Below are 13,570 nucleotides of genomic sequence, written 5' to 3'. Positions count from 1 at the left end.
ATCCAATGTACTTGTTCGATTTGTCCGACTGGCGTCACTGGGATTCGGCGGCCGTCAGATCTGCCGCAGGGTGAACAGGTCGCCGGGTGTGCAGTCGAGGGCGCGGCACACGGCGGTGAGGGTCGAGAACCGGATCGCCTTGGCGCGGTCGTTCTTGAGCACCGACAGATTGACGACGCTGACTCCGGCCAGACGCGAGAGCTCGGCGAGCGTCATCCCGCGGGCGTCGAGAATCTCGCCCAGATGGCAGACGACCAGATGGTCGACGAACTCCTCCACCATCAGACCAGGCCATCGGTGTCGCGGGCGAGCTCGGACCCCTGGCGGAGAACCGCGTAGACGAACTGCAGAACGACGGCGGTGATCACGGCCAGCCAGAACGCGCCGAGGCCACGTGCGGTATCGGTGAGTTCTGTCGTCTCCAGCGCGCTCTGAACGGCATTGGTGCTCATGACCCGAAGACCGCCGGTGACGACCGGGTACAGCACCACGCAGACGGCGACCACGGCCAGGTCGATGCCGGCACCGGAGCTGAAGGGGGTTTTTGCGATGACGTTGTCGAAGAATCGGTATGCGAAGAAGATTCCCACCAGGATCACAATTCCGCCGGTCACGATCTCGCCGTACCTCATGACGTCGATCATTCCGATGAGACGCTGGACGTCACTCTTCGCGACACTGAGCTCGATGACGTTCCCCGGCTGTATCTGTCCGCCGAACAGGTCGAGAGTCGGAGAGTTGTCCCGCGGAGTGACCGTAGCGCTGACGTAGTCCGATGAGTGGTATTGCCACAACCTCCAGCCCGACCACACCACAGCCGCAGCCGCGTAGAACGCCATCGCCCATTTGTTGGCTCGTGCCGAGCCCAGTCCGTATGCCATCCCGCCGCCTCCATATCGATAGTCGATAACAACGAGTATCGATAACCTATCGAAAATCGATACGGTGTCAAGGGCGCGCAGTCATTGCCTCAGCGCGACCGCCAGGTGCCCTTCGATCTCCGACGCCAAGCCGGCGGTATCGATGGGCGCTATCTCGATCGACTCTCCGGAGTGCACGATGTACCGGCCGTCCCGATCGAAGTCCATCCAGAAGAACGAGACGGCGTCGGTGTCGCGGCGGTTGTCGTAGGTCTTGCCGCGCGCGACGATGATCTCGCCGACTGCCGACCGTGGGCGGTCGAAGAACGACCGGAACTGCTCGTCCGCCGTCGCGCCTCGCGTTGCGGTGGACAGATGCGTGCCACCCGATGTCGCTGCGGCAGTGGCACGTTCGAGTCGCTCGGCCGGTCGGTGGCCGGCCGTGATACTCGGCACGGGCCCGAGAATCAGGGCGGGGGCACGGGCCGGGCCGGTCAGTTCGATGGTCACGGCACCACCGGAGGAGGCGTCGGGCCCCGGTTGCTGAGTCAGCACCGCGGCCGTGTCGTGGCGAATCGCTGCGTGGCTGCGCACGATTGCATAGGGGGAATCGGTTGTCTCGCCGCGACATTCGATACGAACCATCGGGTCGACGACGCTCCGAACAGCTGCGCCGAGCTCCTCGTCCATCATCGCGTCGATCCTTGCCGACGCCTCGAGCCGCAGTTGTCGCAGTTCGTCCACGGTATCGACGTCGATGGTGACCGCCAGGGGGTACGGCAGTCGGTCGCGTCCGAATCGACTGCACAGCATCATGAAATCGATGCCGGGCATGGTCCAGGTCGTCATCGTCAGCCGCCGAGTACCGGAGGTGCGACGAGGGGCAGATCGCCGATCAGTTCGCTGCCGTTGCTCACGTCCACCAGGTAACCGGGAGTCGCGTGCTCGCCGTCGTTGTCGCCCGCTCCCCGTGTGCCCGGTGCGCCCACGGCACCCATTCCCGGCATACCGTGCGCTCCCGCGCGGCCGGCCGCTGCTGCGCTGCCGAGTCCGCCGCCCGCCCCATTGCTGCCTGCCCCGCCGCCGCCCGTCCCGCCGCCGATCGGAGGGCCGAGAACCGAGCTGCCATAACCTGATCCGGCACCGGAACCGTTTCCGGATCCACCCGCGTATCCCGCGCCGCCGTAGCCCGAACCATTGGATCCTGCGAAGCCGCCACTGCCCGGTCCTGTTCCGCCGTAGCCGCCGCCGGGACCTGCGCCCAGCCCGGAACCCGCACCACCGGAAGTGCCGGGCCCGGTGGCCGATGCGGCCCGAGTGTCACCGGAGTTGTCGGCAGGAGGCAAGGAACCCGAACCGCCGGCCCCCGCCTGTTTCGACGGCGTACCGGTCCGACCCGTATCGGCACCTTCGGTGCCGCCGGGTGGTGCCTGTCCTGCAGCCGTCGGGGCCGCCGAATCTGTTCCGTTCGCGCTCCGGTTTCCGGAACTCGAACCGAGGCTGCCGTCCCCCGCGGAGTTCCCGAGTCCCCAGCCTCCGTTGGAGGGGGCACTGTCTGCGACCGGGTTGTGCGCTGCCGGTAGCACCGGCACCTCGGAATCGGACTGCAACACCCCTGGTACGTAGACCGAGCGCATGATTCGACGAGCTTCTTCCTGCTGCTCCTCGCGGGCGGACGCTGCGTCCTTCGCGGCGAAGGGAATGGGCAGAAGGGAATCGATCATGCTGCTCACGGGCGCCGCAACCACCGGCGGCATCCTCGATTGCGTCTGCGTGAATCCGGAGTGCGCCTCGAGTAATTTGTTGCTGATCAGGCTCATCGAGGTGGACAGCGCGGTCGCAGACGACACGTAGTCGGCCACGCCGCCACGGACGGCGTCGGCTGTCGGTCCCGACCAGCCCGACGTCATGGCCGCCTCGATGCCGGACCGGAAGGCGTCGGATCCGGTGGTAGCGGCAGCGGACAAGTCGTTCCAGTTCTTGGACGAGTTCCCGATGGTGTCGGTTCCCAGCGATCCGACCATGGCCACGATCTCCTCGTGCGGCATCACCTCGAACGCCTCGGTGATGACCACTTCGGTCGGCTCGAACTCGCCGCGGTAGTCGAGGGCCACGTTCGCCTTCTCGAATGCCGCTTGCAGAACGGAGCCGAGAAATTCGGGGCCGACCGGCGTCACGAACGCACTGGTGACGATGTTGTCGATCGTCGCTGCGAGTTCCTCGTACGGATCCGTCATGCCCACCCCTTGCCCCACTGCCTGTCTCCCCGACGAACAGTTAGACGCGGCGCACGGCACTTCGGTTCCGCAGCCACTCGAGAATCTCCTCGCTGGCCCGGACGCCGGAGGAGTCGGTGACGGTCAAGCCCGGCCGGGCGAATCCGAGCAGCTCGAGTTCGCCGTGCCGTGGTCGAACGGCCGAGTCGGCGGCCATGAGCATCTCCGCATCGAGTGCGCCGTCACCGGCGGCGAAGAGTCGAGCGTCGGCCTCCAGCGTGCCGTCCTGGATCAGCCGAGACCGTACCTCGGCCACCGCAGAGCTCTTGCACACCGCGTTGGGCATCGTGTAGATCTTTCGACCCTGCTGCGAGACGTTCCAGTCCCGAGCGGCGCACCACTGCGACCACTGCGCGACGAAGCCCTCGGGCACGGCGGACGTGTTCACCACCAGGTAGCAGAACAGCCCGTCCGCCTCGCGGTACTTGAGGACCCAGTCCTCGGAGACCCGTGATCTCAACTCTGCGCCGATACCCACCAGATCCAACTCGAACCTGCTGCGCCACTGCATATCCGGCACACCGTCGACGAGGATGTTGCCCCCGTTGCTGGTGATGGCATATCGCCAGGGTGCCCCGGGCAACGCGATCCGCCGAAACTGCTCGATGGTTCGCGTGGTGGTCGGCACCACGACCGTGGTCTCGCTCAACTCCCGAAGCAAAGACACCGCGCGAGAGCTCATGTAGGACAGTGGTTTTCCCTCGTACATCTCGACGCACTCGAACGAATCGTCCAGGGGAACCCCGAGTGCGCCCTCGGAGAAGATCATCGTACGGTCGAGATCCACCGCGACCAGAGCGCTCACGACGGGTCCCCGTTCGAGACGTTCTTGATCAGCCCCATGCACGAATAGGCGAGGTCGGGCACCACGTCCACCGGCACGCCCCTGGCTGCGGCGAGCATCCGAATGTGTTCGTGCTCGGGCGCATCGGCGTCCCGCACCAGTACCCGCCACGGGACACGACGCAGCAACACCCGGGTGGTCTCGCCGACGCCCGGTTTGACGAAGTTGACGTGCGAGATTCCGTATTCTTCACGCACCTTCTCCACCGATGCCCATCCGGTCCAGGTGGGGGTTCGGTCGGAGCCCAACACCGCAGCCACCGAGGCTTCGACCTCACCGCGGACATCGTCGAACCGCGCAGCGACGGTGTCGAGCAGGTGCCGCGAGACGTCGTCGGGGGCGAGATCGGCGTAGTACTTCGCGCCGTGGAAGTCCCCGGGACGAATCAGACTGTCGTTGAGCACGGTTCGTGAAACCAGGCCCGAGACCGTCGAATTGAGACAGGCGGACGCGATGAGGAAGTCGTCGCGGGTGCCGTACGTGCGCGCGCAGTTGCCAGGATCGGCGAGCACGGCGAGGTCGTCGTCGAACTCGGCACCGGGAAAGTCGCGGAGGGCGGCGGTGAGTTCGCGGGCGATCGCACCCTTGCCGGTCCAGCCGTCGACGAACACCACCGAGCGCGAGTCGTGGTGTTCGGCGAGGTAGCGCAGTGCCACGGCGTCGATGCCTCGATCACGCACGATCGAGACGGCGTAGTGGGGAAGCTCGATGCCGTGGGCCGCGAATGCCCAGCGGCGCATCAGAATTCCGACGGGTGTACCCGCCCGAGCCAATGACGCGAGTGCGATGTCGTGTCCGCGCTCGGCCAGCACGACCTCGGTGACGGTTCCGACCGCGACCGCCAGCCGTGACGCGCTTTCCTGTAGCACCTTCTCGAACAGTTCGCGGTAGGCCAGATCCGGCTGATACTCGACCGGAAGCGATTCGGCGTAATGGGCCTCGCCGGCTTGAATACGCTGCTCCCGCTCCTCGATTCCTGCTTCGAGGGAGACCGACGAGAGGTCTTTGAGCAGCCACGTGACTTCGTCCGCCGCGTAGGAGCCGAATTCGGGTCCGCGGAGCGGGCGTGCGCGCCGGGAAACCTCGAGCGCCACCGGGTCGGCTCCCGTCACGACCACCAGGAGTACGTCGGTGCCCGAGGCTGCCAGTGTCTCCGCCGCGGCGGCAAGGGCGTCGGTGTCGGCGGGGGCGTCGGCGACGAGCACCAGTGTGGTCTCGTGCGGGGCGGACGCGTTGTAGAGGTAGCGCAGTCCCGATTCGTCCTCGGGTGCAGCGAATTCGAAACCACGGCGCAGGGGGTAGTCGGGCACGTCCAGCACGTACGCCGGTGACCGGGTCGTGGTCTGGAACAGCGCACGGTGCCCCAGTTTCTGCAGGGCCGCCGCGAGCCGGAGCGGCAGATACATGAGCTCCTCGTGGCCGATGACGACCACCGGTGTCGATTCGGAGAGCGACGCATCCACGGTGGCTGCGAGGGCGTCGATCGCGGAGTCGAAACCTGCCGAATCGGATCGGAGGAATCCGTGGCGTCCGCCGTCGGGCAGGGTGGCCGGCCAGTGGGCGTCGACTCGATGAACCGAACCAGGCTGTGCAGCAGTGGGATTGAATACCGGATCCGGCAGGTCCAGCACCGTCTGTGTCAGTCCCGGCTCCAGCTCGACGGATCCCTGTGCAAGGCTCACGTTGTCGATCCGAACGCCGAGTTGTGTTGCCACCGCGGCAGCCGCAGCGAGATGCTCGGCGGTGCGCATGTCCACCAGGGATGCGATGACGTAGTGCGCGCGCCCGGCCGTGGAGTGAATCTGTCGCACCGCATCCAATGCGGTCGCTCCGGTCGAGATCTCGTCGTCGACGAGTATCAACGGCAGGTCGCCGGCAAGAAGGTCGGCCGAAGTGGGCATCAGCAGGTGGTCGGTGGCGTGCGAGTGACCCTCCTCGAACTCGCCGTGCACCGTCATGCCGGGAACACCGCGGCGCGTCGAGTGCAGGTAGCAGTGCGCGCCCAGAGCCGTTGCGACAGTGTGGCCCAATCCCGTTGCGGTCTCGGCGAATCCGAGAACATCGACATCGGAACCGTCCACCGCGGCGTGGACCAGGGCGGCCAGTTCGGTGCCTGCGGCGATCACGACGTCCGGATCCACAGGGATGTGTTTGCCGAGCACCGTCGAGACCAACAGATGGGCGCGGCGGGGATTGCGACGCAGACCTGGCCGCACCAACTGCGTGGCCGACCAGGACGACGACGAACCGGTGTCGGTGAGCGCGATTCCGTCGGCGGGGTTCGCGTTCATCGCTGTGCCAGTGCGGTCAGTAGATCCACGAACGTGATTCCCTCGTTGGTGACGCCGAACGCCCTGGCCCGCACCACCGTCTGCTTCGCCCAGTTGCGGTGCGGGCCGAGCTCGTTCATCTTGTTGCGGTAGCCGGACGCCTGGACGCCGCCCTGGTCGGAGGAGAGAATGTCGAGTGCATCGTGGTATTCCTCGTGCGTCACCGCGGACAGTGCGTGCACGGCAGGTACGTGCGAGGGGTGGATGACGGTCTTGCCCTGAATGCCGTTCGCGCGGTCGAGTGCCACCTCGCGCAGCAGGGCGTCGAGGTCGCTGCTGACCAGTTGCTGGCGGAAGCGTACGGCCTGTTGATCGACGAACGGCGTCTGACGCAGCAGGGGACGGAACATGCGTTCGTGGTCTGCGAAGTACTCCCACACCGGTCCGGTGATGACGAAGCCCGAACCGTCGTAGCGGCCCAGGTGATTGACGATCGCGCTGATGACGTCGGCGACGACGCGGACGTCGTAGATCGTCAGGTCCCGGTCGCGGCGGATGCCGAACGTGCCGCACATGTCGGTGGCACCGATTCGCACCGCCAGTACGACGTCGCGGTACTCACCGAGCAGTTCGCGAATGGCAACCAGTTCCGCGTCGCGGGTCTCCCGGTGCACCACCTCCGGTGATTCGAGGACCGGCATGGCGAACAGACGGGTGCCGTGTGTCTTCGACGCAGCGACGATCTCGTCGAGGAACTCGGCTCCGCGTGCTGCCGTGAACTTCGGTACGACGAATCCGGCCAGCCCTGCGGCACCGTGGTCGAGGCCGTCGCAGATGCTGCGGATGTGGGCGGCGGTACGAGCCCGAACGAACACCAGCGATCCCGAACCCGAGAGTTCGTTGAGAGTTCGCACGGTGTTGGCCAACGCTTCGTCCAGATCGTGATCTGCGACAGCGTCTTCGAGATCGATGACCATGGACCGAACACCCTCGTCGGTGCGTTTGTTCACCGTTGCCGTCAGGTCCCGACGCGTGGCCGGGATGTACAGCGTTGCGCCGAGAGCCGTTGCCACGAGGTCGTTTCCGTCGCTCGTCTCGATGTCTTCCGGTTGCATGAAGAACACTCGTCGGCGAGTGTCTGCGTCGAGATGGCGAAAGTGTTGCACCACTGTCCTTCGTGTGAATGTAGTCAGTGCGAGGTTCGCATGCGGTCGATCACGCCTGCGATGAAGTCCGAAATGGTATCCAGATCCTGCAGATATGACCAGTAGTCCGGGTGGGTACCCGTCAGCGCCGTGCTCGCCCTGTCGATCCGGGCGAGCTGAGCATCCAACACCGAGCCCCATTCGGCAACCAGACCACGATTGATCGCGAGTTGTTGAGCGTCACGAAGTTTGAACCGCACCTTGTTCTCGGTCTCTTTCGGATCGGCCCTGACCGCGCGCAGCAGTCGAACTCGGTCGGTGACCGCGTCGACCAGTTGCTCGGCATCGCTCAGGTGTTGGCGCGCCTGGGTGACCAGATCCAGTGACTGCTCGGGATTGCCCGAATCGAGCGCCGAACGCGCCGCGCGCAGGTCCTCGTCGGCCTGCTCGATGTGGCGCGCACTGGATCGTTCGTTTCGGGACAGATCTGCCGAGCTCTTGGCGTTGAATTCACGAAGCAAGCTCGAGAAGGCAGGCGCAATACCTTCGGATCTGGTTCGCACCGCCTCGATTCGGGTGCGCACGGAGGCCAGCGCGGTTCGGGCCTCCTGAAGGCGTCCCGGGGCCGAGTCCACGGCAGCACGCAGCGCGGCCGCACGGTCGCGGACTTGGGCGGCGTGCTCTCGGGCGCGCAGAGGGTCGCGCTGATCGGCCTGCAATTGTGTTGTTGCCGAATCGAGTTCGCGCCACGCCTGGCGAAGTGAGGGGTAGGCGGCGAACTGCTCGTCGACGGTGGAGCGGGCTGCGTCTGCCTCGGCCAACGCGTCCTGGACCAGGCGCGGGGTCGCGGCGAACTGAGCAGATGCCTGCTCGAGCGTGCCTCGATGGGCGTCGTAGAACCGATCGACGGCAGTGCTGGCATCGTGCAGAAGCGCGGTTGCTCGGTCGAAGGCCGATCTGGCGGCAGGGGTGGTGATTCCGTCGAACTGCTCGACGGCGGCGAGGTAGGCGGCTCCGGCGTCGAAACATTGCTTCTCGGTGTCGGACCATCGGCCTGCGAGTCGATCCTGAGGGCGCAGTGCGGTGGAGGCCTCGACGCCGGCCGACGCGATGGACTGACGCTTGTCCATGTCGAGGAACGCGGCGACAGCGTTGTCCTGGGATCGACGCGCGGCGGCGTCCGATTCGGCACCCCGGCGGAACACCCCAGGCCAGCGACTTGTCACCTGCTCGATAGTACTGACGGGAACCCTGGCGATGTCGCAGTCGTTGGCTGAGTACGTCCAAGAACCGGACATTCCCACTACGGTTGACCCCGTAACGGGAAACCAATTGCGAAAGGACCTCTCAATGGGCGTCAGCCTCAGCAAGGGTGGCAATGTCTCGCTCACCAAGGCAGCTCCGAACCTGACCGCGGTCGTGGTCGGTCTCGGATGGGACATCCGCACGACGACCGGCACCGACTTCGATCTCGACGCCAGCGCCATCGCTCTGAACTCGACGAAGAAGGCCTTGAGCGACGGGCACTTCGTGTTCTTCAACAACCTGAAGTCTCCCGACGGCTCCATCGAGCACACCGGGGACAACACCACGGGTGAGGGCGACGGAGACGACGAGCAGATCAAGGTCGATCTCGCCGCAGTACCGCCGGAGATCGAGACCATCGTCTTCCCCGTGTCCATCTACGATGCGGACGCACGCTCGCAGTCGTTCGGTCAGGTGCGCAACGCGTTCATCCGCGTCATCAACCAGGCCGACAACTCCGAGCTCGCACGCTACGACCTCAGCGAGGACGCCTCCACCGAGACCGCCATGGTCTTCGGTGAGCTGTACCGCAACGGCGCGGAGTGGAAGTTCCGCGCGGTCGGTCAGGGCTACGCCTCGGGACTCGCAGGAATCGCTCGCGATTTCGGAGTAAACGTGTAGTAAAGGCCTCCTCAAGATTGGGAGTACCCCCGCCTCGTCATCCATGATGGGCGGGGGTTTTTCCGTCTTTGTCTCGAGAAGGGCCACGACTGTGGTTGTCAAGATCTTCGGATGGTCGATCGCGGTCACCATCGTGTCCGTCATCGTGGCTTTTCTGTACGGCGGGATCGAGGCGATGATCCTCGTCCTCATCCTCGGTGTACTCGAGGTGTCGCTGTCCTTCGACAATGCCGTCATCAACGCCACCGTGTTGCGACGCATGAGCGAGTTCTGGCAGAAGATCTTCCTCACCATCGGCATCATCATCGCCGTGTTCGGCATGCGGCTGCTGTTCCCGCTGGTCATCGTCTGGGCTGCGTCCGGCCTCGGTCCGGTCGCCGCGATCGACCTGGCCCTCAACCCGCCCGCCGACGGTGCCGCAACTTTCCCGGACGGTTCACCCAGCTACGAGACGCTCCTCACCGACGCGCATCCGCAGATCGCTGCATTCGGTGGCATGTTCCTGCTGATGCTCTTCCTCGGATTCATCTTCGAGGATCGCGAGATCACCTGGTTGAGCTGGCTCGAAAAGCCGCTCGCCCGCATCGGTCGCCTCGATCAGCTCTCCGTGGTCGTCGCAGGCCTGCTGCTGGTCCTGAGCGCCGAATTCCTCGCCGAGGACGACAAGATCTCCACCGTCATGGTCTCCGGCGTGCTGGGCATGATCACCTACATTGCAGTGAACGGACTCGGTGAACTCTTCCACGTCGAAGAAGAGGGCGAAGAGTCCTCGGGCGGGCCGAGCGAACTGGCGAAGGCGACGGGTAAGGCCGGGTTCTTCCTGTTCCTCTACCTCGAGGTGCTCGACGCATCGTTCTCGTTCGACGGTGTCATCGGTGCGTTCGCCATCACCGCAGACCCGATCATCATCGCGCTCGGCCTGGGCTTCATCGGTGCGATGTTCGTCCGCTCGATCACGGTCTTCCTGGTTCGCAAGGGAACGTTGTCCGATTACGTGTACCTCGAGCACGGTGCGCACTGGGCGATCGGTGCGCTGTCCATCATCCTGCTGGTCTCGATCGGTGTACACATCAACGAGCTGATCACCGGCTTCGTGGGAATCCTGTTCATCGGGGCCGCCCTGCTGAGCAGTATTCGACGCAACAAACGCCTCGAGAACGAGGGCGTGGACACTGCCGTCAGCGTCTGACCGACGGCATCACCGACCCTGGTTCACAGCTCCGAGATATCGACGAGCCCGTCCTGCAGGGCGCGCGCGACGAGGGCCGCCTTGGTCGGTGCCGGCCGTCCGACGGAGGTGTACTTGGCCCGAATCCGGGTGAGGTGGGTGTTGACGGTGCCGAGCGAGAGAAACAGTGCCTTCGCCACTTCGGTCTTCGAGTCGTGTCGAATCCAGCAGAGCAGCACCTCGATCTCGCGGCCGGTCAGATCCGGTCGCGGCGGGAAGGGGCTCGTGGCGGCGGGAACGGGATGTATCTGCATCGGGGGTGGAACGAGGCTGATCGGACCGCGTGAACGGCGCGTCGTCGGGACTCCGGAGTCGTTCGCGGAGGGCAAGGGTTCGAGCAGTGCAGACATCTAATCTCCCGGACGCCGAAGTGAGTTGAGACCGACTAAACCAATGCGGTCGATTCTCACAGGTAATTCGCAGGTTTTCTGCCCTTATTATTTGGGGCATTGAACCGTCAACCGTCCTGTCAGAGTGTCACGGGGCTACGACAGACTTCTCTCCGACTGCATCGAGTTCGATCCGCACGTCGGCGCTCGAGTCGCTGACCAGTATGGATACGATCTTCGCGCGTCCAGGCGGCAGGATCCGAGCGGTCACCACCCCGTCTGTCGCACCGCTGAGCGCGTCGGAAACCGCGGTGCTCACTCGGTCCGAAATTGTGGGATGAGCCATAGTGAGCCCGCCGTCGTCGAGCGGAATCACCTGCACACTCCGTGCCCTGGCAGCCCGCGCTTGCGCGGCGACCTCGTCCGTCGTCAGTCCCGGTGCCCGCAGTCGATCCGGCAGAGTTGCCGCGTGAAGTCCGCAGGCCTGCCGCTCGGCGGTATCGAGACCGGACCCGCTCGCGATTTTCTCGAGTGGGGCCTGCATCAATCCTGTGGAGGTAGCTCGGGCATCGGGAGCCAGCCGTCCTCGACCGCACGCTTGTACAGATCGGTCTTCGTCGGTGCCGGACGTCCCGCCTCGGCGTATTTGTTGCGGATCCGTACCAGGTAGTCGTTGACGGTCTGCTCGGACAGTCCGGCCAGGCGGGCGACGCGTCCGGCCTTCTCGCCCGACGCGTAGAGGGCGAGTACTTCACGTTGGCGTGGACTGAGTCCCACGTCCGGAAGCTGGGGATCGCCGTCGATTGCGGCAGCCCAGTCCGTCGTGACGACCTGTCCCCCGCTCGCGGCGCGCCGGATCGCGGAGACGATCGCTGCGGCCGGTGCCGACTTGCGAACTACGCCCAGTACGCCCGCACGAGCTGCCGAGCGAACCAGAAAGGCGTTCTCGGCACCGGTGTAGACGAGGACGCGCGCACCGGCGGCGTGCAGTTGCTCCACGTTGGAGCGGGGTGAGGACCCGTCACCGAGCCGAAGATCGAGTACCACCAGATCGAGTGTCGGCTGCTGGGCGAGCAACTCTGCGACGGTGGCGGCGGTGGACACCAGTTCCAGGTCGGGTTCGTCGGCGAGCATGGCCTTGAGTCCGAGCGCTACCGATTCGTGGTCCTCGACGAGGCCGACGCGTCGAACTTCGGTGGCCCGATTTTCTGCGCTCTCCTGTGATCGCGACACCTGTGTCATGTCCCCGCCCCGCTCTGCGCCCTATTGCCCCGGTGATCCCGTCAGCGATGTCGCTGCTGGTCGGCGCGATGATACCGACTCCTGGTCTGTTTCGCCGCGTACTGGAATCCGCATGCGCGTACGGATGAACAGCACGAACAGCACCACCAGCAGCAGCGCCCGTCCCCACACCCCTACCAGAACGAAGAACTCCTCGTCCTCGGCGTCCACCCCGGAGGCCAACGCGGCGAAGTACTTGAACACGCCGATTCCCATCGACAGATCGACGATGAGATACGCGGCGACGAGCGCCCACGGGACCCGAAGCAATACCAGGAACGGCAGCAGCCACAGCGTGTACTGCGGCGAGTGCACCTTGTGCAGCAGCATGAATCCGCACAGCATCGACCCGCTCACCGCGACCCACGGGTACGTTCCGACAACCTTTGCCCGACGCCAGCCGAGCCATAGCGCAAGTGCGAACGCGGCGAACACCAGCAGCGGCGACGCGACATCGACCACATCCTGGAAGGACGCGTCGGCCTCCGCGTAGGCATCGGGAGTCATCTGGTCGCTGATGTAGAAGTGGCGCAGTCCCCAGTACCAGATGGAGTTGGTCGTCAGGTCTGCCTGCCGCAGCGACTGGAAGGTGAAGGATGCACGCCACCCCTCGTAACCGAGGACTGCGAACGGCAGGTTGACTGCAACCACCGTGCCGATCGCGGCACCGGCGACCATCAGACCGCCACGGACGTCCCAGCGACCCCGGATGGTGTCGGCGGACTCGCGCCCGTCGATGCCGCCGGTGACCACATACGCGATCAGGGGCAATACGAAAGCTCCCGGGTAGAGCTTGAGGCAGAAGCCGACGGCCAACAGCACCGACGCGAGAATCGCTCTGCGCCGCAGCGGCATCGGCAGGGTCATGACGAAGATCGCGCCGACGGCAGCGGCCACGACCGGAAGTTCCCAGTTGTGGAAGGCGTACATCACCACAGGTGGGCCGATCGACCACAGCAACGCGGACCAGCCGGCCATCCGCCCGAGCATCCAGGCGGTGAGCAGACCGAACGGTGCCAGAATCAACGCCGAGGTCAGCAGGAACTGTGCATCGGTGTGGGCCGGGATGGCTCCGAGCCACATCAGCAACCCACTGAGGACGGGATACTCCACCGTCCCGCCGGTGAGGATCCCGTCGCTGGTGATGGCTCCGTGAATGTAGGGAAAGATGTGATTGTCGATGTCTCGGCCGAGCCACAGGAATTGGATGTCGGAGTAGCAGACCGAGGAATCCTTGATGGCGTCGAACACCGTGCTGCGTCCGGAGGCGTCGAACGGCGCGACCGCGCATCGGGCCTTGTTCAGATATCCCAGAATCAATCCCAGCGCAGCCATCGCGACGACCACGACGACCGTCATCGGATTGGCGCGGACCCCGGATCGCATGGTGCAAGAGTATGACGCGTGAGGG

14 protein-coding genes are annotated in these 13,570 nt (G+C 65.2%); 2 read left to right on the top strand and 12 right to left on the bottom strand.

The features are described from left to right. Positions 1-54 precede the first annotated feature (54 nt). The 8 genes from CH274_RS02675 to CH274_RS02640 all read right to left on the bottom strand — a co-directional run bounded on the left by CH274_RS02675 (position 55) and on the right by CH274_RS02640 (position 8,525). Positions 55-282, bottom strand: coding sequence for a helix-turn-helix domain-containing protein (locus CH274_RS02675; RefSeq protein ID WP_032396935.1), 228 nt, complete (start codon positions 280-282; stop codon positions 55-57). Then, positions 282-881 carry a hypothetical protein gene (locus CH274_RS02670; protein ID WP_235386941.1) on the bottom strand — a complete coding sequence of 200 codons (600 nt, stop codon included), beginning with the start codon at positions 879-881 and terminating at the stop codon, positions 282-284. The genes CH274_RS02675 and CH274_RS02670 overlap by 1 nt, the downstream gene beginning before the upstream one ends. An 81-nt stretch (positions 882-962) precedes the next feature. Beyond that, positions 963-1,709 carry an ESX secretion-associated protein EspG gene (locus CH274_RS02665; RefSeq protein WP_094656664.1) on the bottom strand — a complete coding sequence of 249 codons (747 nt, stop codon included), beginning with the start codon at positions 1,707-1,709 and terminating at the stop codon, positions 963-965. Between the two features lie 2 nt (positions 1,710-1,711). Beyond that, on the bottom strand, positions 1,712-3,097 hold the full coding sequence (locus tag CH274_RS02660) for a PPE domain-containing protein (protein ID WP_094656663.1): 1,386 nt from the start codon (positions 3,095-3,097) through the stop codon (positions 1,712-1,714). A 40-nt stretch (positions 3,098-3,137) separates the two neighbouring features. Then, entirely contained in the window at positions 3,138-3,941 is an 804-nt protein-coding gene (locus CH274_RS02655; protein WP_179275618.1) for an HAD family hydrolase, read from the bottom strand. Continuing rightward, positions 3,938-6,271 carry a phosphoribosyltransferase gene (locus tag CH274_RS02650; RefSeq protein WP_094656662.1) on the bottom strand — a complete coding sequence of 778 codons (2,334 nt, stop codon included), beginning with the start codon at positions 6,269-6,271 and terminating at the stop codon, positions 3,938-3,940. Before CH274_RS02650 ends, CH274_RS02655 begins: the two co-directional genes overlap by 4 nt. Further along, positions 6,268-7,416 (bottom strand): HpcH/HpaI aldolase/citrate lyase family protein, encoded by a 1,149-nt coding sequence (locus tag CH274_RS02645; protein ID WP_094656789.1) that lies wholly within the window; start codon positions 7,414-7,416, stop codon positions 6,268-6,270. Before CH274_RS02645 ends, CH274_RS02650 begins: the two co-directional genes overlap by 4 nt. A gap of 23 nt (positions 7,417-7,439) precedes the next feature. Then, complete coding sequence (locus CH274_RS02640) at positions 7,440-8,525, bottom strand: hypothetical protein (protein WP_032397328.1); 1,086 nt, start codon at positions 8,523-8,525, stop codon at positions 7,440-7,442. A gap of 220 nt (positions 8,526-8,745) precedes the next feature. Between CH274_RS02640 and CH274_RS02635 the strand changes: the two genes are divergently transcribed. Together CH274_RS02635 and CH274_RS02630 are read left to right on the top strand one after the other, a co-directional pair. Beyond that, entirely contained in the window at positions 8,746-9,321 is a 576-nt protein-coding gene (locus CH274_RS02635; protein ID WP_032396932.1) for a TerD family protein, read from the top strand. 91 nt (positions 9,322-9,412) lie between these two features. Next, entirely contained in the window at positions 9,413-10,510 is a 1,098-nt protein-coding gene (locus tag CH274_RS02630; RefSeq protein WP_094629055.1) for a DUF475 domain-containing protein, read from the top strand. A 23-nt stretch (positions 10,511-10,533) separates the two neighbouring features. Here CH274_RS02630 and CH274_RS02625 read toward each other — a convergent pair whose 3' ends face one another. From CH274_RS02625 to CH274_RS02610, 4 genes are all read right to left on the bottom strand, one after another. Next, positions 10,534-10,899, bottom strand: coding sequence for a helix-turn-helix transcriptional regulator (locus CH274_RS02625; RefSeq protein WP_032396930.1), 366 nt, complete (start codon positions 10,897-10,899; stop codon positions 10,534-10,536). Positions 10,900-11,026: 127 nt separating this feature from the next. Then, positions 11,027-11,422: a hypothetical protein gene (locus CH274_RS02620; protein WP_094646218.1), complete on the bottom strand. Its 396-nt coding sequence runs from the start codon at positions 11,420-11,422 to the stop codon at positions 11,027-11,029. Continuing rightward, a complete protein-coding gene (locus CH274_RS02615; protein ID WP_094656661.1) occupies positions 11,422-12,120 on the bottom strand; it encodes a response regulator transcription factor in 699 nt (232 codons plus the stop codon). The genes CH274_RS02620 and CH274_RS02615 overlap by 1 nt, the downstream gene beginning before the upstream one ends. Before the next feature lie 21 nt (positions 12,121-12,141). Beyond that, complete coding sequence (locus CH274_RS02610; RefSeq protein WP_094646217.1) at positions 12,142-13,545, bottom strand: glycosyltransferase family 87 protein; 1,404 nt, start codon at positions 13,543-13,545, stop codon at positions 12,142-12,144. Positions 13,546-13,570 lie beyond the last annotated feature (25 nt).

Source organism: Rhodococcus sp. 06-418-5 (genome assembly GCF_002258285.1).
In the GTDB taxonomy this organism is placed as follows: Bacteria; Actinomycetota; Actinomycetes; order Mycobacteriales; family Mycobacteriaceae; genus Rhodococcoides.
Note: the sequence above shows the minus strand (reverse complement) of the source record. Positions and strands in the feature narration are given on the sequence as shown.